The sequence below is a fragment of the Lysobacter korlensis genome, from assembly GCF_042434515.1.
Map to the genome: position 1 here is coordinate 93,517 of NZ_JBHLTG010000003.1, position 21,469 is coordinate 114,985.

The 21,469-nt window shown below is 66.0% G+C and carries 22 protein-coding genes; 14 read left to right on the top strand and 8 right to left on the bottom strand.

Translation table 11 applies throughout. The annotated features are described in order from the left end of the window. From ACFFGH_RS13595 to ACFFGH_RS13605, 3 genes are all read right to left on the bottom strand, one after another. Positions 1-867, bottom strand: coding sequence for a CorC family transporter (locus tag ACFFGH_RS13595; protein WP_386669120.1), 867 nt, complete (start codon positions 865-867; stop codon positions 1-3). Between the two features lie 117 nt (positions 868-984). Continuing rightward, positions 985-1,467 carry an rRNA maturation RNase YbeY gene (ybeY, locus tag ACFFGH_RS13600; protein ID WP_386669122.1) on the bottom strand — a complete coding sequence of 161 codons (483 nt, stop codon included), beginning with the start codon at positions 1,465-1,467 and terminating at the stop codon, positions 985-987. A gap of 15 nt (positions 1,468-1,482) precedes the next feature. After that, a complete protein-coding gene (locus ACFFGH_RS13605; protein WP_386669124.1) occupies positions 1,483-2,463 on the bottom strand; it encodes a PhoH family protein in 981 nt (326 codons plus the stop codon). A 124-nt stretch (positions 2,464-2,587) separates the two neighbouring features. On the opposite strand from ACFFGH_RS13605, the gene ACFFGH_RS13610 reads away from it, so the two are divergent. Further along, positions 2,588-4,252: an amidohydrolase gene (locus tag ACFFGH_RS13610; RefSeq protein ID WP_386669126.1), complete on the top strand. Its 1,665-nt coding sequence runs from the start codon at positions 2,588-2,590 to the stop codon at positions 4,250-4,252. Positions 4,253-4,300: 48 nt separating this feature from the next. On the opposite strand, the gene miaB is transcribed toward ACFFGH_RS13610, so the two are convergent. After that, complete coding sequence (miaB, locus tag ACFFGH_RS13615; protein ID WP_386670203.1) at positions 4,301-5,680, bottom strand: tRNA (N6-isopentenyl adenosine(37)-C2)-methylthiotransferase MiaB; 1,380 nt, start codon at positions 5,678-5,680, stop codon at positions 4,301-4,303. 164 nt (positions 5,681-5,844) lie between these two features. Between miaB and ACFFGH_RS13620 the strand changes: the two genes are divergently transcribed. The 6 genes from ACFFGH_RS13620 to ACFFGH_RS13645 all read left to right on the top strand — a co-directional run bounded on the left by ACFFGH_RS13620 (position 5,845) and on the right by ACFFGH_RS13645 (position 10,970). Next, positions 5,845-6,765 carry a lytic transglycosylase domain-containing protein gene (locus ACFFGH_RS13620; RefSeq protein ID WP_386669128.1) on the top strand — a complete coding sequence of 307 codons (921 nt, stop codon included), beginning with the start codon at positions 5,845-5,847 and terminating at the stop codon, positions 6,763-6,765. Between the two features lie 133 nt (positions 6,766-6,898). Further along, a complete protein-coding gene (gene petA / locus ACFFGH_RS13625; protein ID WP_386670205.1) occupies positions 6,899-7,531 on the top strand; it encodes a ubiquinol-cytochrome c reductase iron-sulfur subunit in 633 nt (210 codons plus the stop codon). Between the two features lie 3 nt (positions 7,532-7,534). Next, positions 7,535-8,848: a cytochrome b gene (locus tag ACFFGH_RS13630; RefSeq protein WP_386669130.1), complete on the top strand. Its 1,314-nt coding sequence runs from the start codon at positions 7,535-7,537 to the stop codon at positions 8,846-8,848. A gap of 13 nt (positions 8,849-8,861) precedes the next feature. After that, positions 8,862-9,605 (top strand): cytochrome c1, encoded by a 744-nt coding sequence (locus ACFFGH_RS13635; RefSeq protein WP_386670207.1) that lies wholly within the window; start codon positions 8,862-8,864, stop codon positions 9,603-9,605. Between the two features lie 166 nt (positions 9,606-9,771). Then, positions 9,772-10,407 (top strand): glutathione S-transferase N-terminal domain-containing protein, encoded by a 636-nt coding sequence (locus tag ACFFGH_RS13640; protein ID WP_386669132.1) that lies wholly within the window; start codon positions 9,772-9,774, stop codon positions 10,405-10,407. A 71-nt stretch (positions 10,408-10,478) separates the two neighbouring features. Then, the gene (locus tag ACFFGH_RS13645) at positions 10,479-10,970 is read left to right on the top strand and encodes a ClpXP protease specificity-enhancing factor (protein ID WP_386669134.1); all 492 of its coding nucleotides are present in this window, start codon (positions 10,479-10,481) and stop codon (positions 10,968-10,970) included. Between the two features lie 257 nt (positions 10,971-11,227). Here the strand turns inward: ACFFGH_RS13645 and ACFFGH_RS13650 are convergent, their stop codons facing one another. Continuing rightward, complete coding sequence (locus ACFFGH_RS13650) at positions 11,228-11,554, bottom strand: DUF3301 domain-containing protein (protein WP_386669136.1); 327 nt, start codon at positions 11,552-11,554, stop codon at positions 11,228-11,230. A 75-nt stretch (positions 11,555-11,629) separates the two neighbouring features. Between ACFFGH_RS13650 and ACFFGH_RS13655 the strand changes: the two genes are divergently transcribed. Next, on the top strand, positions 11,630-12,424 hold the full coding sequence (locus ACFFGH_RS13655; protein ID WP_386669138.1) for an FHA domain-containing protein: 795 nt from the start codon (positions 11,630-11,632) through the stop codon (positions 12,422-12,424). Positions 12,425-12,446: 22 nt separating this feature from the next. Here ACFFGH_RS13655 and nadC read toward each other — a convergent pair whose 3' ends face one another. Both nadC and ACFFGH_RS13665 read right to left on the bottom strand, forming a co-directional pair. Then, the gene (nadC, locus tag ACFFGH_RS13660; RefSeq protein WP_386669140.1) at positions 12,447-13,316 is read right to left on the bottom strand and encodes a carboxylating nicotinate-nucleotide diphosphorylase; all 870 of its coding nucleotides are present in this window, start codon (positions 13,314-13,316) and stop codon (positions 12,447-12,449) included. Next, the gene (locus ACFFGH_RS13665) at positions 13,313-13,582 is read right to left on the bottom strand and encodes a Trm112 family protein (RefSeq protein WP_386669142.1); all 270 of its coding nucleotides are present in this window, start codon (positions 13,580-13,582) and stop codon (positions 13,313-13,315) included. Before ACFFGH_RS13665 ends, nadC begins: the two co-directional genes overlap by 4 nt. Positions 13,583-13,639: 57 nt before the next feature. Between ACFFGH_RS13665 and purE the strand changes: the two genes are divergently transcribed. After that, positions 13,640-14,152 carry a 5-(carboxyamino)imidazole ribonucleotide mutase gene (gene purE, locus ACFFGH_RS13670; protein WP_386669144.1) on the top strand — a complete coding sequence of 171 codons (513 nt, stop codon included), beginning with the start codon at positions 13,640-13,642 and terminating at the stop codon, positions 14,150-14,152. Beyond that, positions 14,149-15,300, top strand: a complete 1,152-nt coding sequence (locus ACFFGH_RS13675) for a 5-(carboxyamino)imidazole ribonucleotide synthase (RefSeq protein ID WP_386669146.1) — start codon at positions 14,149-14,151, stop codon at positions 15,298-15,300. Before purE ends, ACFFGH_RS13675 begins: the two co-directional genes overlap by 4 nt. A 192-nt stretch (positions 15,301-15,492) precedes the next feature. Here ACFFGH_RS13675 and sodB read toward each other — a convergent pair whose 3' ends face one another. Beyond that, the gene (gene sodB, locus ACFFGH_RS13680; protein WP_386669148.1) at positions 15,493-16,071 is read right to left on the bottom strand and encodes a superoxide dismutase [Fe]; all 579 of its coding nucleotides are present in this window, start codon (positions 16,069-16,071) and stop codon (positions 15,493-15,495) included. Between the two features lie 139 nt (positions 16,072-16,210). On the opposite strand from sodB, the gene grxD reads away from it, so the two are divergent. From grxD to ACFFGH_RS13700, 4 genes are all read left to right on the top strand, one after another. Continuing rightward, the gene (gene grxD / locus ACFFGH_RS13685; protein WP_386669150.1) at positions 16,211-16,534 is read left to right on the top strand and encodes a Grx4 family monothiol glutaredoxin; all 324 of its coding nucleotides are present in this window, start codon (positions 16,211-16,213) and stop codon (positions 16,532-16,534) included. After that, on the top strand, positions 16,531-17,277 hold the full coding sequence (locus ACFFGH_RS13690; RefSeq protein ID WP_386669152.1) for an SDR family NAD(P)-dependent oxidoreductase: 747 nt from the start codon (positions 16,531-16,533) through the stop codon (positions 17,275-17,277). The genes grxD and ACFFGH_RS13690 overlap by 4 nt, the downstream gene beginning before the upstream one ends. Positions 17,278-17,319: 42 nt before the next feature. Then, positions 17,320-17,916 carry a YhgN family NAAT transporter gene (locus ACFFGH_RS13695; protein ID WP_386669154.1) on the top strand — a complete coding sequence of 199 codons (597 nt, stop codon included), beginning with the start codon at positions 17,320-17,322 and terminating at the stop codon, positions 17,914-17,916. A 197-nt stretch (positions 17,917-18,113) separates the two neighbouring features. Continuing rightward, positions 18,114-21,401, top strand: a complete 3,288-nt coding sequence (locus ACFFGH_RS13700) for a TonB-dependent receptor (protein ID WP_386669156.1) — start codon at positions 18,114-18,116, stop codon at positions 21,399-21,401. Positions 21,402-21,469: the final 68 nt, after the last annotated feature.

The window sequence follows — 21,469 nt, forward strand, 5'->3', positions numbered from 1 at the left end:
TCAGGCCTCGCCGAGCACGCCGACATGCAGCGCATGCACACGTCGGGCATCAGCGCGGGCGACGCGGAATACGAAACGTCCCAGCGTCAGCTCCTCGCCCGCTTCGGGCAGGTGGCCAATTGCGGCGGTGACCAGCCCACCGATCGTGTCGTACTCGTCGTCGTCGAAGTCGGCGCTGAAGCGCTCGTTGAAATCGTCGATCGGCGTCAGCGCATCGACCACGAACTGGCCGTCGGCCTGCGCCGCGATCAATGCGTTCGGATCCTCGGCGTCGTCGTGCTCGTCGTCGATCTCACCGACGATCTGCTCGAGCACGTCCTCGATCGTGACGAGGCCCGCGACACCGCCGTGCTCGTCGATGACGATCGCCATGTGGTTGCGCGACTGCCGGAACTCGCGCAGCAGCACATCCAGCCGCTTCGATTCGGGAATCAGTACCGCGGGGCGCAACATCTCGTGGATCGTCGACGGCCCGAAATCCGCCACGACGCCGCGCAGCAGGTCCTTCGCGAGGAGAATGCCGAGGATGTTGTCCTTGTCGTCGCCGTGCACCGGAAAGCGCGAGTGACCGGACTCGACCACGCTCTTCATCAGCTCGAGCAGGCTCGCGCTGGCGGGCAGCGAAATCATCTGCGAGCGCGGGATCATGACGTCACCGACGCTGAGGTCGGACACCGCGATCGCGCCTTCCATCATGGTCAGCGTGTCGGCAGCGATCAGGCCGTCGGCCTGGGCATCGCGCAGCAGTTCGACGAGGTCTTCGCGTGTGGTCGGCTCGCCGGAAAGCGCCGAGCTGATGCGGTCCAGCCAGGAGCGGCGGGGTTCCTGCGTGCGTAAGGTAGAGGTACTACTGTCGTCCTCGGACATTGCGGTCTGTTTGGTTCGCGACGGCCCGGGGGGGAGGGCGTGAAGGCGCAAGTCTATCGCGCCGGCGGCAACGCTGCCCGAACGCGCGGCACTGCCGCGATCAGGGCGGTAAAAACATCAACGTTCGAGGTATGGATCCTCGACGCCGAGCCCGGCCAGGATCTCGCGTTCAAGCTGCTCCATCGCCTCGGCTTCACGCTCGTCCTCGTGGTCCCAGCCGAGCAGATGCAGCGCACCGTGCACAGTCAGGTGGGCATAGTGCGACGCGAGCGGCTTGTGCTGGTCCGCCGCTTCGCGCGCCACCACTGGCGCGCAGATCACTAGGTCACCGAGCAGAGGCATGCGTACGCCCTTCGGCAGGCCTTCGGGCAATTCGGCGGGAAAGCTCAGCACGTTCGTGGCGTAATCCTTGCCACGGTAGTGCCGGTTCAACGAGCGGCCCTCGTCCTCGCTGACCACGCGGATCGCAAGGTCCGCCTCACGGATCCGCCCCGCGAGCGCGGCGGCAACCCACTTGCGGAAACTCACCGCTGCCGGCACGCCGGCGCGTTCGGTCGCGTAACTCACCGCCACATCGAGGCGGACGGGGCCTTTCGTCATCGCAGATTCCGCAGGTCAGCCGCCGGGTTCCGGCGTACGCTCGTCGCGCGCATCGTAGGCGCTGACGATGCGTGCGACCAGCGGATGCCGCACCACGTCCTTCGCCTCGAAGAACGTGAAGCTGATGCCGTCGACATTGCGCAGCACGTCGAGCGCGTCCTTGAGCCCGGATTTCTGGTGCCGCGGCAGGTCGACCTGGGTGAGGTCGCCGGTCACGACGGCGGTGCTGCCGTAGCCGATGCGGGTCAGGAACATCTTCATCTGCTCGATCGTCGTGTTCTGCGCTTCGTCGAGAATCACGTAGGCATCGTTGAGCGTGCGTCCGCGCATGTAGGCAAGCGGCGCAACCTCGATCACGTTCTTCTCGAGCAGCTTGACGACCTTCTCGACGCCGAGCATTTCATACAGCGCGTCGTACAGCGGACGCAGGTACGGGTCGACCTTCTGCGACAGATCGCCCGGCAAAAAGCCGAGCTTTTCACCGGCTTCGACCGCCGGCCGCACCAGCACCAGCCGCTGCACGCGCGTCTCGTTGAGCGCTTCAACGGCGCTCGCGACCGCGAGGAACGTCTTGCCGGTACCGGCCGGGCCGATGCCGAAATTGATGTCGTGCGTCGCGATCGCATGCAGATAGCGCGCCTGGTTCGGGCCGCGGCCGCGGATCATGCCGCGCTTGACGCGGATCGCGACTTCCTGGGGTTCGATGTCGTCGTTGACCTTCTCGTCGGCATCGGCATGCGTAAGCGCGAGGTGGATCGTCGACTCGTCCAGCGTGGCTTCCGCCGCTTCGCGCCACAGGTCGCGCAGCAGCGTTTCCGCCTGGCCGACCACGGGGGGCGGACCGATCACGCGGTAGACGTTGCCGCGGTTCGCGATCTCGACACCCAGGCGCAGTTCGATCATGCGCAGGTGCCCGTCGAGCGGGCCGTTGAGGTTGGCGAGGCGCTCGGCGTCCGGTGGGTCGAGCGTGAATTCGGAGGTCGTGCGAGAAGGCATCGGGGGCTGTCTTCCGGTTGGGGCTGCGGGTAAACCATGCACATCGAGTGGAAATGGCGGCGTGAGCTTGCGCCGCTACCGGCTTTTTCGCAAAGTCGGGCGATCCCCGCCTGCCGGATTTCCCATGCGCCCCTTGCTGCTTGCCCTCTCGTCGCTGCTGCTTGCCGGCACGGTTGTCCCCGCCTGCGCCGCCGGTTTCACCGTGCTCAGCGCCGGGCGCATCCACACGCTCGATCCGCGCCAGCCGCAGGCCGAGGCGATCGCATATGACGACACCGGGCGCATCGTTGCGGTCGGCACGCGCAAGGCGCTGCTCGAGCGCTATCCGCAGGCCAAGCGCATCGATGCCGGCAAGGCGACGGTGGTGCCGGGCCTGATCGACGCGCATGGGCACGTGTCCGGCCTGGGACTGACGAAGTTGCAGGTCGACCTCGTCGGCGCGCAGAGCAAGGACGAGGTCCTGCAGCGGTTGCGCGATTTCGCACGCGACCTGCCAAAGGGCGCATGGCTGCTCGGCCGTGGCTGGGACCAGAACGACTGGCCGGAAAAGGAGTTCCCGACCGCCGCAGACCTCGATGCCGCGTTCCCCGACCGCCCGGTCTTTCTCGTCCGTGTCGACGGCCACGCAGCTTGGGCGAACACGGCCGCGATGCGCGCGGTGAAGCGGGACCTCGCGGGCGACTGGCAGCCCGAGGGCGGCCAGATCCTGCGCGGCAAGGATGGGCAGCCGAGCGGCGTGTTCGTCGACTCGGCAATGCAGCTTGTCGAGCAGGCGATGCCGCCGCTCGACGACGCCACGGCCGAGCGCGCACTCGCACTCGGCATGCGCGAGGCGGTGGCCCACGGCCTGACCGGCGTGCACGACGCCGGCGTATCGCTTGCCGAGCTCGGCCGCTACCGTCGACTGGCCGATCGCGGGGAAATGCCGCTGCGGGTCAACGCCATGGCCGACGGCGACAGCGACGCGCTTGCGGCACTCTGCCGCGATGGCATCTACCAGCATCCGTCGGGCCGGCTGCAGATGCGCTCGGTCAAGCTCTACATCGATGGCGCGCTCGGCAGTCGCGGCGCGGCGATGCTCGAGGACTACAGCGACCAGCCTGGCCACCGCGGCCTGATGCTGATGAAGCCCGAAACCCTCGAGCAGGTCACCCGCAAGGCGCGCGGGTGCAAGGTGCAGGTCGCCACGCATGCGATCGGCGACCGCGGCAATCGCGAGGTGCTCGACACGTATGCGAAGGTCCTCGGCGACGCGGGTGACCACCGCTGGCGCATCGAGCACGCCCAGATCCTCGCGCCCGCCGACATCGCACGGCTCGCGCCGCTCGGGGTAATCGCATCGATGCAGCCCACACACGCCACCAGCGACATGCCATGGGCCGAGGACCGCGTCGGGCCGCAGCGGATTACCGGTGCCTACGCATGGCGGCAGTTGCGCGACACCGGCACGCGGCTCGCGCTCGGCTCGGACTTCCCGGTCGAATCAGTCGACCCCCGGCTTGGCCTGTTCGCGGCCGCGACGCGGACCGATGCGCAGGGCACGCCCGCGGGTGGCTGGTTGCCGCACGAAAAACTGACCGCGCACGAGGCGCTACGTGGCTTCACGCTCGATGCGGCCTATGCCGGATTTGCCGAGGATAAGGTCGGCAGTCTCGAGGTCGGCAAGCGCGCGGACTTCGTCGTGCTGGCGCAAGATCCGCTGGCCGTTGACCCGCAGCAACTGCGCAATGTCGCGGTGCAGGCGACGTATGTCGACGGCAAGCCGGTGTACGAGGCGAAGGCGAAATAACCGTCGGCGGAGATTGATTTTCCGCCCCGCCGCTACGTCGAGGCGCTGTCAGGCCTCGACGCTCTCCGCAACCCGCACGCGTCCGCGCAGCGAATTGCTCATCGCCTCGGTGATCTCGACCTCGACGAACTGGCCGACCAGGCGCGGATGGCCGGCAAAGTTCACCGAGCGCATGTTCTCGGTCTTGCCGGTCAGCTCGTTAGGATCTTTGCGCGAAGGGCCTTCGACAAGGATGGTCTGCACACTGCCGACCATCGATTCCGAAATCATCCGCGAGTGCGCATTGATGTGCGCCTGCAGACGCGCCAGCCGCGCGTGCTTTTCCTCGCTCGAGACCGTGTCTTCGAGGTCGGCCGCGGGCGTGCCCGGGCGGCGCGAATAGATAAACGAGAACGACTGGTCGAAGCCCACGTCCTCGATCAGCTTCATCGTCTTGTTGAAGTCCGCTTCGGTTTCGCCCGGGAAGCCGACGATGAAGTCCGAGCTGATAGAGATGTCCGGCCGCACCGCGCGCAGCTTGCGGATCTTCTGCTTGAATTCCAGCGCCGTGTAGCCGCGCTTCATCGCCGACAGGATGCGGTCCGAACCGGACTGCACCGGCAGATGCAGGTAGTTCGCGAGCTGCGGCACGTCGCGGTACGCCTCGACCAGCGAGTCCGAGAACTCCAGCGGGTGCGAGGTCGTGAAGCGGATGCGGCCGATGCCGTCGATCTGCGCGATCGTACGGATCAGCAGGCCGAGGTCGGCGACCTCGCCATCCCCGTACGGCCCGCGGTACGCATTGACGTTCTGGCCAAGCAGGTTGATCTCACGCACGCCCTGCGAAGCCAGCTGCGCGACTTCGACCAGCACGTCCTCGAACGGCCGGCTGACTTCCTCGCCACGTGTGTACGGCACCACGCAGAACGAGCAGTACTTGCTGCAACCTTCCATGATCGAGACGAACGCGCTCGGGCCTTCGGCGCGCGGCTCGGGCAGGCGGTCGAACTTCTCGATCTCGGGAAAGCTGATGTCGACCTGCGGCACACCGGTTTCGCGTCGCGCCTGGATCAGCTCAGGCAGGCGGTGAAGCGTCTGCGGGCCGAACACCAGGTCGACGTACGGCGCGCGCTTGACGATGGCGTCGCCTTCCTGGCTTGCCACGCAGCCGCCTACACCGATCAACACGGGTCGCCCGCCCCGCTTGTGCTGCTTCCAGCGGCCGAGCTGGCTGAAGACCTTCTCCTGCGCCTTTTCACGGATCGAGCAGGTGTTGACGAGGATGACGTCGGCTTCCTCGACGTTCGTCGTCAGCTCCATGCCTTCGCTTGCGGCAAGCACGTCGGCCATCTTGGCCGAGTCGTACTCGTTCATCTGGCACCCGTGGGTTTCGATGAACAGCTTGCGGGGTCCCCTGTTTTCAGTCGGGGCGGAAGGCGATTCGGGCAGGGTCGAAGGCTGGCTGGTCACGTTCGTATCCGGAGGGGCGGCGATTAGTCCGCGCCGGAAAGGGGGCGATATGGTAACCGGGCGTCGTACCGCCACGGTCCCGCTTCGCGTTTTTGCGACGCATGTCTTGGCAATGACGGACCAAATGAGGACACTCGCCCCCCATGAAGGGGAGTTTAATCACGCTTGCGTTTGTGTGCCTGCTCGGCAGCGCACCCGCCGTGGCCGGCACGGTCTATCGCTGTGAAGCGGCAGACGGCAGCCGGAGCTACGTCAGCAAACGCGTGCCGGGTGCGGCCTGCAGTGCGGTGGGCCGCTACGAGGGAGCGCGGTCGCGGCCGGCGCCGTTCGTCGCTCCCGTCCCCGAATCGCCAGCTGTCGGCGGCGTCACGTCGACCCACTTGGTCGCCGGTTCGCCTGCGTCGGGGTCGGTTCCGGCACCCGCATCTTCATCCCCGGCCCCGGCCCAGCCATCGTCTGCGTCAACGGGCTCGGGCAAGTCCCGGCTCGTGCAGGGGCAGGTGTATTCGTACGTGCACGACGGCGTGCGGCACTACACCAGCAAACCGCCGAAGGGGCTCGCGAACGCAAGTGCGGTCCGGACTATCCGGTACAGCTTCATGGAGACGTGCTTTGCCTGCGGTGCGAAGCCCGGAGTCAACTTCGGCAAGATCCGCCTCAATACCGACGCCTACCGCGACGAGATCGCCGCCGCGGCGGCCCAGTACGGCGTCGACGAAGCGATCGTGCGCGCGATCATCCATGCCGAGTCGGCCTATAACCCGAACGCTTTGTCGCGCGTCGGCGCTCAAGGCCTGATGCAGCTGATGCCGGCCACCGCGCGCCGGTTCGGTGTCAGCAACGCCTTCGACGCCGCGCAGAACATTCGCGGCGGGGTTCAGTACCTCGCGTGGCTGCTCAAGCGCTTCAACGGCGACCTCACCCTGGCCGCCGCGGGCTACAACGCCGGCGAAGGCGCGGTCGACAAGTACAAGGGCGTTCCGCCCTACAGCGAGACCCAGCGCTACGTGGTCCGGGTGGCCCAGCTGGCCGAGCGCTATCGTGGAGCGCCGGTCGTCCGCTGACGCACCCGCGATTCGAGGCGCGAGCGGATTGTCGCGCCGTTAACCGTTCCGCTACACTTCGCCGTCTTTGAGCCGCGTCGTCGCCCCCGGGCAGCGGCGCGGTGAATGTCGCTACAGCTTTGCGGAGTGCCGGATGGCCAACCCAGGGGTCAATGATCCTAGCAACCAGCCCGTGAATACCGGTCGCCGTCGATTCCTCACCGCGACGACCGCGGTGGTTGGAGCAGTCGGCGCCGGTTTCGTGGCGGTGCCGTTTATCAAGTCGTGGAATCCCAGCGCACGCGCGAAACTCGCGGGCGCGCCGGTGATTGCCGACATCAGTGCCCTGGACGTGGGGCAGCGCCTGATCTTCGAATGGCGCGGCCAGCCGATCTGGATCGTGCGGCGTTCGCCCGAGGTGCTGAAGGCCCTGCCGACGCTGGACAACCAGTTGCGCGATCCGAAATCGGAAAACCCCGAGCAGCAGCCCGAGTACGCCGCCAATGCGGGGCGATCGCTGAAGCCGGAAATCTCCGTGCTGGTCGGTCTGTGCACCCACTTGGGCTGCTCACCTGAAATGAAGGCCGAGATCCGCCCGGAGCCGTTCGATTCGAACTGGAAGGGCGGTTATTTCTGCCCTTGCCACAAGTCGAAGTTCGACATGGCAGGCCGGGTATACGAGGGCGTGCCGGCGCCGACCAACCTGGTCGTGCCGCCGCACCACTACGAGAACGACAACACGATCGTGATCGGTGTCGACCCCGACAGCGCCCAGGGAGCCGCCTGAGTCATGGCCGAGAACAAGCACACCACTTCCGGCACGTTTGCCGACAAGCGCTCGGCGCCGAATGACCCGGTAAGCGCGCTGGTCGCGGCCGGGCGCGCCTGGTTTGACCACCGTGCACCGGGCTTCGGCCCGGCGTACCGCAAGCACATGAGCGAGTACTTCGCTCCGAAGAACTTCAACGTCTGGTACTACTTCGGTTCGCTGGCGCTGCTGGTGCTGGTCAACCAGATCGTGACCGGCATCTTCCTGACGATGCACTTCAAGCCGAGCGCCGCGGAAGCGTTTGCTTCGGTCGAGTACATCATGCGCGACGTCGAGTGGGGCTGGCTGATCCGGTACATGCACAGCACCGGCGCCTCGCTGTTCTTCATCGTCGTCTACCTGCACATGTTCCGCGGCCTGATGTACGGCTCGTATCAGAAGCCGCGCGAGCTGGTCTGGATCCTCGGCATGCTCATCTACCTCGTGCTGATGGCCGAGGCGTTCATGGGCTACGTGCTGCCCTGGGGCCAGATGTCGTTCTGGGGCGCGAAGGTGATCATCTCGCTGTTCGGCGCGATCCCCGTGATCGGCAACGGCCTGACCGAATGGATCATGGGCGACTACCTGCCGGGTGACGCCACGCTGGGCCGCTTCTTCGCCCTGCACGTAATCGCTCTGCCGCTGGTGCTGTTGCTGCTCGTCGTGCTGCACCTGGGCGCATTGCACGAGGTGGGCTCGAACAATCCGGATGGCGTCGACATCAAGTACGGCCCGAAGGGCAATCGCTGGTCGCACGATGGACCGGCGGACGGCATTCCGTTCCATCCGTACTACTCAGTGAAGGACCTGTTCGGCGTCAGCTTCTTCCTGATGATCGCCGCGTTCATCATCTTCTTCACCCCTGCGTTCGGTGGTTGGTTCCTCGAGCACGACAACTTCACCGAGGCCAACCGCCTCGTGACGCCCGAGCACATCAAGCCGGTCTGGTACTACACGCCGTACTACGCGATGCTCCGGGTCGTGCCCGACAAGCTCGGCGGCGTCATCGTGATGTTCGCGGCAATCGCGATTCTCTTCGCGGTGCCGTGGCTGGATCGCTCGAAGGTGCGCTCGCACCGCTACCGTGGTCCGATCACGAAGTTCATGCTGGCCGTCCTCGTGGTGTGCTTCGTGTGGCTCGGCAAGATCGGCGCCGGCCCCGGCACCGACCCGGTGGAAACGATCATCGGTCGCGTGCTGACGTTCCTGTACTTCGCCTTCTTCCTCACCATGCCGCTCTGGACCCGGATCGACCGGACCAAGCCGGTGCCGGCACGGGTGACGACGCATGACTGAGAAAGCCTTCCCGATGCGCGCACTGCACAAGCTCGCCACCGTCGCTGCCGGCCTGCTGGTCTCGGCCTCCGCCTTCGCCGCATCCGGCGGTGCCGAACTCGAGCAGGCAGGTGTGGCGCTCAGCGATCGCGCTTCGCTGCAGCGCGGTGCCCAGCTGTACATGAACTACTGCTCGGGCTGCCATTCGCTGAAGTACCTGCGTTACTCGCGCATGGCCGAGGACCTCGGACTGACCGAGGAAGAGGTGATGGAGAACCTCAACTTCACGGGTGCGAAGTTCGGCGAGCAGATCCTGGTCGGCATGTCGCGCGAGAACGGTGAGGCCTGGTTCGGTAAGGCACCGCCGGACCTGAGCCTGATCTCACGCGTGCGCGGCAGCGACTGGGTCTACACCTACCTCAAGTCGTTCTACCTCGACGAGTCGCGTCCGCTGGGCTGGAACAACAAGCTCTATCCGAACGTTTCGATGCCGAACCCGCTCTGGCAGCAGCAGGGCCTGGTGCGCGCGGTACACGGCGCGGCCGATCCGGCCACGGGCGAGAGCCAGATCGTCGATCTGAAGGTGATGCAGGCCGGTACGATGACCGACGCCGAATTCAACCAGGTCGTTCGCGACATCACTGCATTTCTCGAGTACGCCGGCGAGCCCGCCGCGCTCAAGCGCCAGAGCATCGGCGTCTGGGTCGTGCTGTTCCTGGCGATGTTCACGTTCCTCGCCTGGCTCCTGAAGAAGGAATACTGGCGCGACGTGCACTGACGGGCCGTATCGTGCGGGCCGCCAGCACGGCGGCCTGTGTGGCTGTCCGCGCGGCGTTTCCGCCGTGCGGCGCTTGCGATGGGCGCAGCTCGGGCCGTGACGACCGACCGCAGCGTGCGGGCGGCGTCGGTGACCGGCGGATTCCGGTCCTGCCAGCGAGGTCGACATGGCCACGAGCCTACGTATGCGTAATGCCCTGACTCTGTTTTCGTCCACCGATTGCGTGCTGTGCCATCGGGTCCGCCTGGTGCTGGCCGCGAAGGGCGTGAGCTACGACTTGGCGCCGGTCGATCCGCAGAACCCGCCGGAAGACCTGATCGACCTCAACCCGTACCACTCCGTGCCGACTCTGGTCGAGCGCGACCTCGTGCTGTATGCGGCGAGCGTGGTCAGCGAATACCTCGACGAGCGTTATCCTCATCCGCCGCTGATGCCAGTCGACCCGCTTTCGCGCGCACGTCTGCGCCTGGCGACGCTGCGGCTCGAGCATGACTGGGTGCCGCAGGTGCAGGCGATCCAGCTCGGCAACAAGGCCCAGGCCGAGGCCGGTCGCAAGCGCCTCAAGGAATTGCTGACGGCTTCGGTACCGCTGTTCAAGGCCTACAAGTTCTTTCTCAACACCGAGATGAGCCTTGCCGACTGTGCGATGGCGCCGATCATCTGGCGCCTGCCGGCGCTGGGTGTCGCGCTGCCCAAGGATGGCAAGGCGATCGAGGATTACGGCAACCGCATTTTCCGTAACCCCGGGTTCGCGCGCAGCCTGACCGAGCAGGAGCGCAAGCTCCGCGAACTGCCGGCCTGACCGGTCGCGCCGGGCTCGGCCGCAGGAGCGGCGACGGGGCGACCCCAGCCGGTCGGAGTTACACTGGACCCATGAGGGATCCGATGTCGATGACCAGCCACCGCCCGTATCTGCTGCGCGCGTTGTACGAATGGATTGCCGATAACGGCATGACGCCGCATCTGCTTGTCGACGCGACGCGGCCCGGGGTTCAAGTGCCGAGCCAGTCCGTCAATGACGGCAAGGTGGTGCTCAACGTCGCCGAGCGCGCGGTTTCGCAGCTGCAGATGAGTAACGACGCCATCAGCTTCAGTGCGCGCTTTGGCGGCGTCAGCTTTCCGGTCTCGGTGCCCGTGTCGGCAGTGCTCGCTATCTATGCGCGCGAGACCGGGCAGGGCATGGCCTTGCCGGACGACGGAATGCTCGGCTCCGAGCCTGAGGACGAAACCGAGGGCGAAGAAGAGGCGGGGGTCCTGCTCAGCGCCGTGCCGTCCAGCCCTGACGATACGTCGGACGACGATGACGACGGCGGCCCCAGTCGGCCCTCGCCGCGCCGTTCCGGTCACCTGCGCGTCGTGAAATAGGCACCTTGGTGGCGTACTGCCGCCCAAGCGGTGGCACGGGCGCCGTCCCTCTGCTCGAAGCTACGTAATGTTGCGCTTCGGCCTGCTCATCGAGGATCAGGACCAGCCGCTCGTGTAAGGTGCGGCGGTCGGGCCACTTCCCTTTGGTCCGCGGTCACCGCGGCGGGCAGTCACCTCAGCAGTCTGAAGCAGCCCGCCTTGGCGTACGCTCGGGCCCATTTCCGCCCGGACAACGAGGCGCCCCAGGCCGTGGACGCCTACCCGGAAAGCTGCACGATCCGCGGCGTAACCGGGCCGGTGAACGACACCAGCCGGCCATCACGCAGTACGAGCCGCCCGGAATGGCGGTCGTCCCCGTTGAGCGAGTAATCGAAGCGGAAAGTCCGTTCGAGCCCAAGCCAACCGTTCTCCCGGCGGCATACCCGAACCCGGATTTCGTGCACGCTCTGATCTAGCCATTGCACGCCGGCCGCGTGGCAGGCATTGCGTCCGAGTGCCTCGGCGCGCTCGGCCGCGGCACGTCCCGCGCTCCAGTAGCCGAAGGCAAGAGCGCCCAGAATCATCAGTAGCACGAGGGTTGGCATGTCCGGTAATGTGGCGACTCAAACCGCCTGTCGCAAGCGGCGGTCTGATCCCACGCCGTTGGAGGCAAGTACTGCATGAAACTCGTGTTTCCCGGTGGTGAGCATCCGCAGGTGCTGCTCGGCGAGGGGGTCAACCGGATCGGCTCCGATCCGAGCGCAAACATTGTCATCAACCGCCCCGGCGTGAAGCCCCAGCATTGCCAGCTGCACGTCACGGCGACAGGCGTAACGCTCGACGTTCCAGCCGGCGCCTCCGTGACTGTGAACGACCGTCCGGTCGCAGGACTGATCGCACTGCGACGTGGCGATACGGTCGCGTTCGAGAACGTGCAGGCGCGGCTGGCCTCGGTCGATGCGGTCAGCGCGGTCAGCCAACGCATCGGTGGCGCAGGTACCTCGGCATCGAACGACGGTGCCGGTGTCACCGCCGTGCGCGTCGCACTGCCGCGTTACGTGTTGCGCACGGTGTCGGGCTCCGGTTTCGGCCGCAGCCATCCGCTGACGGGTACAACCGTTGTCGGGCGTGCGCCGGACTGCTCAATACGACTCGACGAGTCCGGGATCTCGCGCATGCACGCGCGGCTGCTGCCGACAGGCGAGGGCGTTCAGCTCGAGGACCTCGGCTCGACCAACGGCAGCTTCATCAACGGCAAGCGCGTGCTTTCCGGCGAGGCTCGCGTGGGTGACGAAATCATGTTCGACACGCTGCGGTTCCGCCTGGCGGCAGTGTCGGCCAGCGACCCGCTGCTGTCGGATGCGAACGACGTGGCTCCTCCCGCCAAGCGGTGGACGCGCCGCCGAACGGCGACGGTGCTGGCCCTCGCAGGCGCTGCTGCCGTGCTTGCGGTGGTTGCTCGCGCAATTGCCTGAGCGGCGGGCCGGCGTCTGCGCCTTACGCGGGCGGCGGGCCGAGTTTGAGTGAAAGATCGATGGCCTGGACGTGCTTCGTCAGGCCTCCGATCGAAATACAGTCCACGCCGTCGTCTGCGATCGACCGCACGCTGCCGAGGTCAACGCCGCCGGACACCTCCAGCGGGATTCGCCCGGCCGCGATGCGCACGGCCTCGCGGCGCATGTCCGCGTCAAAATCGTCGATCAAAATCCGGTCGCATCCCTGGGCGACGGCCTCGCTGAGTTCGGCGAGCGTTTCGACCTCGACGATCAACGGCAGTTGCGGCTGAAGCTCGCGAGCACGTTGAATCGCAGCCGTGACCGAGCCGGCGGCGCGCACGTGGTTTTCCTTGAGCATCACCGCGTCGAACAGGCCCATGCGGTGATTGCTGCCGCCACCGATGCGGACTGCGTACTTCTGCGCCAAGCGCAGACCCGGAATGGTCTTGCGCGTGTCGAGAATGCGCGCCCGCGTCCCGCGGACTGCCTCGACGAACGCGGCGGTGGCCGTGGCCGTCGCCGACAACGTCTGCATGAAGTTGAGCGACGCCCGCTCGGCCGTGACCAGCGCGCGGGCGCGACCGTGCAATGTCGCGAGCACGGTGCCAGCATCGACGCGGTCGCCCTCCCGGACCCGCCATTCGATTTGCACACCAGGATCCAGCCGCAGGTGGCAGGCGTCGAACCACGGCCGTCCGCACACGACAGCCGCCTGCTTGCAGAGCAGGTAGGCGCTGTCTTCGACATCGGGCAGCAGCGCTGCGGTGGCGTCGCCGGCTCCGACATCCTCGGCGAGCGCGCGGCTGACATCGGCCTCGACCACTTCGACTGGAGGCGGAACAGGTGCCATCTGATCGGAGTGCGCGCTCATGCGCCCGGAAAACCCTGCACCTGGGCGGTCGAGATCGCCTCTTCGACGAGCAGCACGGGGATGCCGTCGTCGATGCGGTACACGCGCTTGCGATCGCGCGTGACCAGCGCTTCGCGCAGCGGCTCGGCCTGTGCCGTCGCGTCATCACGCACGATGCCGCCGGCGGCGATTGCGCCATTGAGCGCCTGCAGGCCGCGCTCTTCGAGCAACAGCAGCGGCTGGCGGGTGGCGGGGCATACCAGCAGGTCGAGCAGCTTGCGGTCCATGGGCGAGGCATCGCGGAAGTGAGACGGTAGAATACGGCTTTGCCTCGGGGCAGGACCATGTCAGTTCCGCAGTCGGCGTCGCCGGCACCGCTGGTGGGCATCGTGATGGGCTCGCGTTCGGACTGGGAGACGATGCAGCACGCCGCTGCAAAGCTCGAGTCGCTCGGCGTGCCGCACGAAGTCCGCGTCGTTTCCGCGCATCGCACGCCGGACGTGCTGTTCGACTATGCGTCGACAGCCGCTGAGCGTGGTTTGCGCGCGATCATCGCCGGCGCCGGTGGCGCGGCCCATCTGCCCGGCATGCTGGCTGCGAAGACCGCGGTGCCTGTGCTCGGGGTGCCGGTGCAGAGCCGGGCGCTCAACGGACTGGATTCGCTGCTGTCGATCGTGCAGATGCCGGCCGGTATTCCGGTCGCGACGTTCGCCATCGGGAACGCGGGCGCCGCCAACGCCGCGCTGTTTGCGGCGGCAATGCTTGCGCCGCAGCACCCGCAGATCGGCGCGGCGCTCGACGCATTCCGCCAGCGACAGACCGACGAGGTCTGCAACAACGACGATCCGCGCCAATGACGACTGTTGGAATCCTCGGCGGCGGCCAGCTTGCCCGCATGCTTGCATTGTCGGGTGCACCGCTCGGGCTTCGCTTTCTTGTGATGGACACGGCCGCCGATGCCTGCGCTGGCCAGTTCGCGCCCATGGTCGTTGGTGACTACCGCGACGAGTCCGCGCTCGCAGAGTTCGCATCGAGGGTGGACGTCGCAACGTTCGACTTCGAAAACGTACCGGCCGAGTCGGCGCAGTGGCTCGCCGAACGCATCCCGGTCTTTCCGAACCCGCGAGCACTGGCGATCGCGCAGGATCGTCTCGCCGAAAAGACGATGTTTCGCGAACTCGGCATCCCGGTGCCCGACTTCCAGGCCATCGACTCACGCGAGCAGCTGCAGGCGGCGGTCGAGCAGATCGGTACACCGTGCATCCTCAAGACGCGGCGGTTGGGATACGACGGCAAGGGGCAGTTTCGGCTGCGGTCACCCGCTGATGTCGAGGGTGCTTGGCAGGCGCTGGGCGCTCAGGCTTCAACGGTCGGGCTGATTCTTGAAGGTTTCGTCGCATTCGAGCGCGAGCTTTCGGTGGTGGCTGTGCGCGGTCGCAACGGCGAGTTCCGCTGCTGGCCGCTGACCGAGAACTGGCATGTCGACGGTGTGTTGTCGGCGAGTCTCGCGCCGGCGCCTGTCGACGCCGCGCTTGCCGACCAGGCGTTCGATCATGCGCGCCGCATCGCAAAGTCGCTGGACTACGTCGGCGTATTCGCGCTCGAGCTGTTCTGTCGTGACGGAGTGCTGCTTGCGAACGAAGTGGCTCCGCGCGTGCACAACTCGGGCCACTGGACGATCGAAGGCAGTGAGACCAGCCAGTTCCAGAGCCACCTGCGTGCGGTACTGGGCTTGCCGCTCGGTGACACGCGGATGGTCGGACAGGCCTGCATGCTCAACTGGATCGGTGAGATGCCCGCGGCAGAGCCCGTGCTCGCTGAGCCAGGCGGGCACTGGCACGACTACGGCAAGCAGCCGCGCGCCGGGCGCAAGGTTGGACATGCGACGCTGCGTGCGGACAACACCGCTGAGCTCGTTGCGGTGCTCGGGCGCGTCGGTCAGGGTCTGGGCCGCATGGAGCAGGTGACCCCTGTCATCGCGCGCCTGCAGGAAGGCGCTCGCTAGTCACCCGCCGCCTGCGCTTTCGAGCCATCGTTGTGCCGGGGCCCATCGCAGGCGCGTCCAGTCGCTCGGTCCACTCCTGGCATTTCACCGTCTTGGCATGAGTGCCTGCGTAGCTGCCCGCGGCAACGCAGCGCTTCAACGACAACGGCCGGGTTGCCCCGGCCGTTCGATTCAACGTGTCACTGGTGACGCTTACTTCATGTTCGAAGACACGAAGTCCCAGTTCACCACGTTCCAGAACGCCTCGACGAACTTCGGTCGCGCGTTGCGGTAGTCGATGTAGTACGCGTGTTCCCACACGTCGCAGGTCAGCAGCGGCTTGTCGTCGCTCGTCAGCGGCGTGTTCGCATTCGAGGTGCTCACGATCGCAAGCGAGCCGTCGGTGCGCTGAACCAGCCACGCCCAGCCCGAGCCGAACGTCTTGATCGCGGTGTCGGTGAACTGTTCCTTGAACGCCGCGAAGCTGCCGAACGCCTGGTTGATCGCGTCGGCCAGCTTGCCGGTCGGTTCGCCACCGCCGTTCGGCGCCATGCAGTTCCAGAAGAACGTGTGGTTCCAGACCTGAGCGGAATTGTTGAACACCGGGCCCTGCGAGCTCCGGATGATCTCCTCGAGCGACTTGCCGGCGTAGTCCGAATCCTCGACCAGCTTATTGAGGTTGTCGACGTAGGCCTTGTGATGCTTGCCGTAGTGGTAGTCGATCGTCTCGCCGGAAATATGCGGTTCGAGCGCGGCGCGATCGTAGGGCAGGGGCGGCAGTTCGAAGGCCATGGGCTAGCTCCTTTTAGAGTGGCGGGCGGGGGAGGGCGGCGCACGAAGGTGCGGCGCGGGGCTTACAATGTCGATTCTATCCCCACCCCCGCATGCACGGCCTCATCGTCGTGCGACGGTCCATTGCAGGAGTGTTTCCATGTCCGTGATCGAACGCATCCAGGCGGAGATCGAAGGCCATCCAATCGTGCTTTTCATGAAAGGCACGGCGCAGTTCCCGATGTGCGGTTTCTCGAGCCGCACCGTGCAGGCGCTCAAGGCGGCAGGTGCAAGCTCGCTGCACACCGTCAACGTGCTCGAGGATCCGGAGGTTCGCGCCAACCTGCCGCGCTATTCGAACTGGCCGACGTTCCCGCAGTTGTTCCTGCAGGGCGAGCTGATCGGTGGTTGCGATATCACCATGGAGCTGTTCGAGTCCGGTGAACTGGCCCGCATGATCAGCGAAATCCAACGTCAGCAGTGAGCTCGACTGTCGAACAGCGCACGGGTGGCGTGCTCGAAGGTCGCGTTGTGCTCGTGGTCGGCGCGCACGGCGGGCTGGGTTCGGCCGCTGCGCTGGCCTGCGCGCGCGCAGGCGCGACGATCGTGCTTCTCGGTCGGAAGGTGCCGAAGCTCAACCGCGTGTACGACGCGATCATCGCCAATGGCGGCGAAGCACTGCTCTATCCGCTGGATTTGGAGGGTGCATCGGCGGACGACTATGCCGAACTCGCCTCGCGGATCCAGAGTGAGCTCGGCCGCCTCGATGGCGTGTTGCACTGCGCGGCCGAGTTCCGTGGCCTCACTCCGCTGCTGCACACCGACCCGGCGGCGTTCGCCCGCGCGGTCCACGTCAATCTCACTGCACGCTGGTGGCTGAGCCAGGCGTGCCTACCGCTGCTCGCTAAAGCCGATGACGCCGCCCTCGTGTTCGTCGTCGACTCACTGCAACGTACCGGCAGCGCCTACTGGGGCGGCTACGGGGTCGCCCAGCACGCACTCGCCGCGATGGTCGGCATGTTGCACGCGGAGCTTGGGAACTCGAGCGTCCGCGTGGCCGGCCTAGAGCCGGGACCGATGCGTACGCCGCTGCGTTCGCGCGTATTCGTGGACGAGAACGACCGTGCGGCCCGCGATCCGGCGGTCTACGCCGATGCCTGCGTGCGCCTGCTCTCGCCGGCGGGCGCTGCGGAACGCGGCACGGTCTGGAAGCCGTCCCATGCCTGAGCACGCTCCCGCGCCAGGGCGGGGTAGCGAGCGAGCGGTTCGATGACGATCGCCTCAGCGGCGCTGCTGCTGTTCCTGATCCTCGATCCGCTCGGCAATGTCCCCATCTTCCTGAGCCTGCTGCGCGGCCTGTCACCCGAGCGGCAACGGCTCATCATCGTGCGCGAATTGCTGATCGCGCTCGGCGTTCTGATGCTGTTCCTGTGGGGCGGCAAGTACGCGCTCGAGCTCATGCACCTGCGTCAGGAATCGGTGTCGATCGCCGGCGGCATCGTGCTGTTCCTGATCGGTATCCGCATGATCTTCCCGCGCCCGGAAGGCCTGATGGGAGAACTGCCCGAGGGCGAGCCGTTCATCGTGCCGATGGCGATCCCGCTGGTGGCGGGCCCCTCGGGCATGGCTGCGGTCATGCTGATGGGCAGCAAGGACCCGGGCCGCCTCATGGACTGGAGTTTCGCGCTGCTGCTCGCGTGGGCGGGGACCGCGACCATCCTCTTCTTCGCGCCCGTGCTCTACCGCTGGCTCGGCACCCGCGTACTGACCGCCGTCGAGCGCCTGATGGGAATGCTGCTGGTGGCGATTTCGGTCCAGATGTTTCTCGACGGACTGACCGCCTATCTACGGCCCGGAGCTGCTTGAACAAGCGCCCGCCGGACACCGGCCACTGCATTCACGTTATCCTCACAAACATGTGACGCCGTAACCGGTCTGTCATACATTCGACCTAGTATGTTAACGACCTGTTAACCCTGCCGCCGGCCCGCCCGGCGGCATTGCTTTGCACGGCGATGGACCGCGCCCGCCCGTTCCGACCTTCTGCTCCTGAGGCCTTTGTGATGACCCATTCCAACCGCGTCCGCATGTCCCGGCTCACGCTCGGCCTGCTTGTCGCCCTTGCCAGTGCACCCGCATTCGCGCAGAGCACGTCCTCGTCGATTGCCGGTCAGGTGGTCGACGCCAGCGGCCAGCCGGTCGCGGGCGCGCAGGTGACCATCCTGCACACCGAGTCGGGCACGACCAGCCGTGTCACGACCGATGCAAACGGCCGATACACGGCGCGTGGCCTCCGCGTCGGCGGCCCATACACCGTCACGGTGACCAAGGAAGGCGTCGGAGCTGACACCGAGGAGAACGTCTACCTCGCGCTCGACACCACGAACAGCGTCGACGCGCAGCTCGGCGCCCCGGCTGCGGCCACCAATGCCACCGATCTCGGCGCCGTCGTGGTGACGGCCGCGGCTTCGTCGACGGCGTTCTCGCCGAGCTCGGCCGGCGCGCAGACGATCGTGACGCGCGAGGAGATCGAGGTGCTGCCCTCGGTGCGCCGCTCGCTCGAGGACTACGTCCGCCTCGACCCGCGCATCGTGCAGGTCGACAAGGAGCGCGGCGGCATCGCCGCGGCCGGCCAGAACAGCCGTTACAACAACATCCGCATCGACGGCGTGCCGACGAATGACAACTTCGGTCTCAACGACTCCGGTGTCCCGGCGCTGAACCAGCCGATCGTCATCGACTGGATCCAGGAGTTCAATATCGGCGTCTCGAACTACGACGTCACCCAGGGTGACTTCGTCGGCGCAAACATCAACGCGGTGACCAAGTCGGGCACGAATGAGTTCCACGGCTCGGTCTATGGGATCTACCGCGACGACGACATGATTGGCGAGTGGGTCGGCGACGGCAAGCGCGTTGCGCCGTTCTCGCAGGAGACCACGTGGGGCGCCTATCTCGGCGGCCCGTTGATCCGCGACCGCCTGTTCTTCTTCGCGGGTTACGAGAAGTTCGAGCGCGAAGCCCCAGCGTCCGACACCGGCATCCTCGGTTCCGGTGCAGCAAACGAGCTGCGCATCACGCAAGCTCAGATCGATCAGGTCGCGGCGACGGCGCGCAACTTCGGCGCTACCGACATCGGTTCGTTCGATCCGGTGAGCATTTTCACGAACCAAGATGAAAAGTGGATCGCGAAGATCGACTGGAACATCACCGACACCCATCGCGCCGCCTTCCGCTACAACAAAACCGAAGGCTCCGTGCTACGCCTGAACAACAGCCTCACTACGTTGCAGGCGAGCAGCAATTGGTTCACGGACAACATCAGCTTCGAGAACTGGGCGGCAATGCTGTACAGCGACTGGAGCGAGAACTTCTCGACCGAGGCGAACGTCTCGTACTCCGAATACCGCTCGCTCCCGCAGTCATTCTCCGACATCCCGCAGGTCTCCATCACCGCGCGCGGCCTGTCGGCGACCGGCAGCGACGCGACGATCCTGTTCGGTGAAGAGCGTTCGCGCCAGTCGAACCAGCTCGAGGTGGACACCTGGACCGCTTTCGTCGCCGGTACGTTCTATGCAGGTGACCACGAGCTCAAGTTCGGGCTCGACCACGAGACATCGGACGTGTTCAACCTGTTCCTTCAGGACACGGCCGGCAGCTACGAGTTCCGCAATATCGGAACGGGCGCGACGCAGACGTCGGGCCTGACCAACTTCACTGACGGCCGGTATACGCGTTACCTCTTTCAGCGCGCTCGTTCGGGCAACAACCTCGATGCCGCTGCGCAGTTCGACGTGGGCAACGTCGGTCTGTTCGTGCAGGACACCTGGACCGTCACCGATCAGCTGACGCTGATGTTCGGCCTGCGCGCCGACGAGACTTCGGTGGGCGGCGTCCCAGCTGAAAACGCCCGCTTCCGCGCCGACTATGGCTTCGACAACCGTGTCACGCCGGACGGTGAATGGACGATCCAGCCGCGCGTCGGCTTCAACTTCACCTCCGGCGACGAGCTGCGCACCCAGGTCCGCGGTGGCGTTGGTCTGTTCCTCGGTTCCGCCCCGGGTGTCTGGCTGTCGAACAGCTTCTCGAACCCGGGCGTGCTCGTGAATTCGTATGACATCCGTGCGAACAACGGCCTGCTTCTGGCCCCGGGCGCCCTCGCGCCAGGTGCGCCACTCGTGCCGGCTGCGGCAGTTCCCTCGCAGCTCGTCAACGCAATGGATGGTGACTTCCAACAGCCGACGATCTGGAAGGGCAACCTCGCGATCGAGCAGGAGCTGCCGTGGTGGAACCTCGTTGCAGGCGCTGAGCTGCTGCTCTCGCAGACAGACCGCGGCGTCCACTATGTGAACTATGCGGTCGGCAACCCGGTCGGTGTCCTGCCGGACGGTCGTATCCATTACTGGTCCACCACGGCAAACACGAACGGTCGCATCCGCGCGAATTGCCTCCTCGTGAATCCGGCGGTCCCGTTCAATCCGGCCAGCAACCCGTGCCGTTACACGAATGCGATCGTGTTGACGAACACGAGCAAGGGCAGCGCGCAGAACTTCACCGTCTCGCTTGAAAAGCCGTGGAGCAATGGCTGGTACGCCAAGCTCGCCTATACGCAGGGCCATTCCGAAGAGGTTAGCCCGGGCACGTCGTCGGTAGCACTCTCGAATTGGCAGAACCGTCCGGTGTTCAACCAGAACGAAGACGAGGCCAACCGCTCGAACTATGAGATCGCGGACCGCATAACGCTCGCGCTGAGCAAGCGCTGGAACCTCTTCAGTGAGAAAGCTCCATTCCGCGCGTCGATGTTCTACGAGGGTCGCTACGGTCGTCCGTTCAGCTACGTGTTCGGTAACGACGCGAACGGCGACGGCAGCTTCGGTAACGACGTGTTCTATGTTCCGGCCAGCCCGGGCAACGTTGCGTTCACGGCCAACTCGACCGGGGCTGACCGGGAGGCGTTCTTCAACTACCTCGCCAGCAACCCGGATCTGGTGTCGCGCCGCGGGACCGCGACCTCGCGTAACCAGGGTACGAGCTCGTGGCGCAATGTCGTGGACGTGCGCTTTACCCAGGATATTCCGCTCGGGTTTGGGGAGGCGAGGGCGCAGGTGTTCCTCGACATCGAGAACTTCGGCAACCTGCTCAACCGCGAGTGGGGCCAGGTGCAGGAAGCAGGCTTCCCGTACACGCTGTCGGTGGCCGACTATGCAGGCGTGACGGCGGATGGCCGCTACGTCTTCGACGTCAGCCGCTATGTGAACGAGACGACGGGCGCGGTCAGCCTGCCGTCGCTGCCGTACCGCAACTTCGAGTCGCGTTGGGCGGCCCAGATCGGCGTCCGTATCGACTTCTAATTGCTTGGCATCATGCGTCTATTGAACGGCCGGGGCGAAAGCCTCGGCCGTTTTCTTTTGTGCACACG

Coding starts and splice junctions, on each gene's coding strand:
- purE (WP_386669144.1), top strand. CDS start 13,640: ATGTCAGTTCCGCAGTCGGCGTCGCCGGCACCGCTGGTGGGCATCGTG.
- ACFFGH_RS13620 (WP_386669128.1), top strand. CDS start 5,845: ATGAAGGGGAGTTTAATCACGCTTGCGTTTGTGTGCCTGCTCGGCAGC.
- ACFFGH_RS13640 (WP_386669132.1), top strand. CDS start 9,772: ATGGCCACGAGCCTACGTATGCGTAATGCCCTGACTCTGTTTTCGTCC.
- ACFFGH_RS13665 (WP_386669142.1), bottom strand. CDS start 13,582: ATGGACCGCAAGCTGCTCGACCTGCTGGTATGCCCCGCCACCCGCCAG.
- sodB (WP_386669148.1), bottom strand. CDS start 16,071: ATGGCCTTCGAACTGCCGCCCCTGCCCTACGATCGCGCCGCGCTCGAA.
- ACFFGH_RS13695 (WP_386669154.1), top strand. CDS start 17,320: ATGACGATCGCCTCAGCGGCGCTGCTGCTGTTCCTGATCCTCGATCCG.
- nadC (WP_386669140.1), bottom strand. CDS start 13,316: ATGAGCGCGCACTCCGATCAGATGGCACCTGTTCCGCCTCCAGTCGAA.
- ACFFGH_RS13700 (WP_386669156.1), top strand. CDS start 18,114: ATGACCCATTCCAACCGCGTCCGCATGTCCCGGCTCACGCTCGGCCTG.
- ACFFGH_RS13605 (WP_386669124.1), bottom strand. CDS start 2,463: ATGCCTTCTCGCACGACCTCCGAATTCACGCTCGACCCACCGGACGCC.
- ACFFGH_RS13610 (WP_386669126.1), top strand. CDS start 2,588: ATGCGCCCCTTGCTGCTTGCCCTCTCGTCGCTGCTGCTTGCCGGCACG.
- ACFFGH_RS13645 (WP_386669134.1), top strand. CDS start 10,479: ATGAGGGATCCGATGTCGATGACCAGCCACCGCCCGTATCTGCTGCGC.
- ACFFGH_RS13630 (WP_386669130.1), top strand. CDS start 7,535: ATGGCCGAGAACAAGCACACCACTTCCGGCACGTTTGCCGACAAGCGC.
- ACFFGH_RS13635 (WP_386670207.1), top strand. CDS start 8,862: ATGCGCGCACTGCACAAGCTCGCCACCGTCGCTGCCGGCCTGCTGGTC.
- ACFFGH_RS13650 (WP_386669136.1), bottom strand. CDS start 11,554: ATGCCAACCCTCGTGCTACTGATGATTCTGGGCGCTCTTGCCTTCGGC.
- ACFFGH_RS13655 (WP_386669138.1), top strand. CDS start 11,630: ATGAAACTCGTGTTTCCCGGTGGTGAGCATCCGCAGGTGCTGCTCGGC.
- grxD (WP_386669150.1), top strand. CDS start 16,211: ATGTCCGTGATCGAACGCATCCAGGCGGAGATCGAAGGCCATCCAATC.
- petA (WP_386670205.1), top strand. CDS start 6,899: ATGGCCAACCCAGGGGTCAATGATCCTAGCAACCAGCCCGTGAATACC.
- ACFFGH_RS13675 (WP_386669146.1), top strand. CDS start 14,149: ATGACGACTGTTGGAATCCTCGGCGGCGGCCAGCTTGCCCGCATGCTT.
- ACFFGH_RS13595 (WP_386669120.1), bottom strand. CDS start 867: ATGTCCGAGGACGACAGTAGTACCTCTACCTTACGCACGCAGGAACCC.
- ybeY (WP_386669122.1), bottom strand. CDS start 1,467: ATGACGAAAGGCCCCGTCCGCCTCGATGTGGCGGTGAGTTACGCGACC.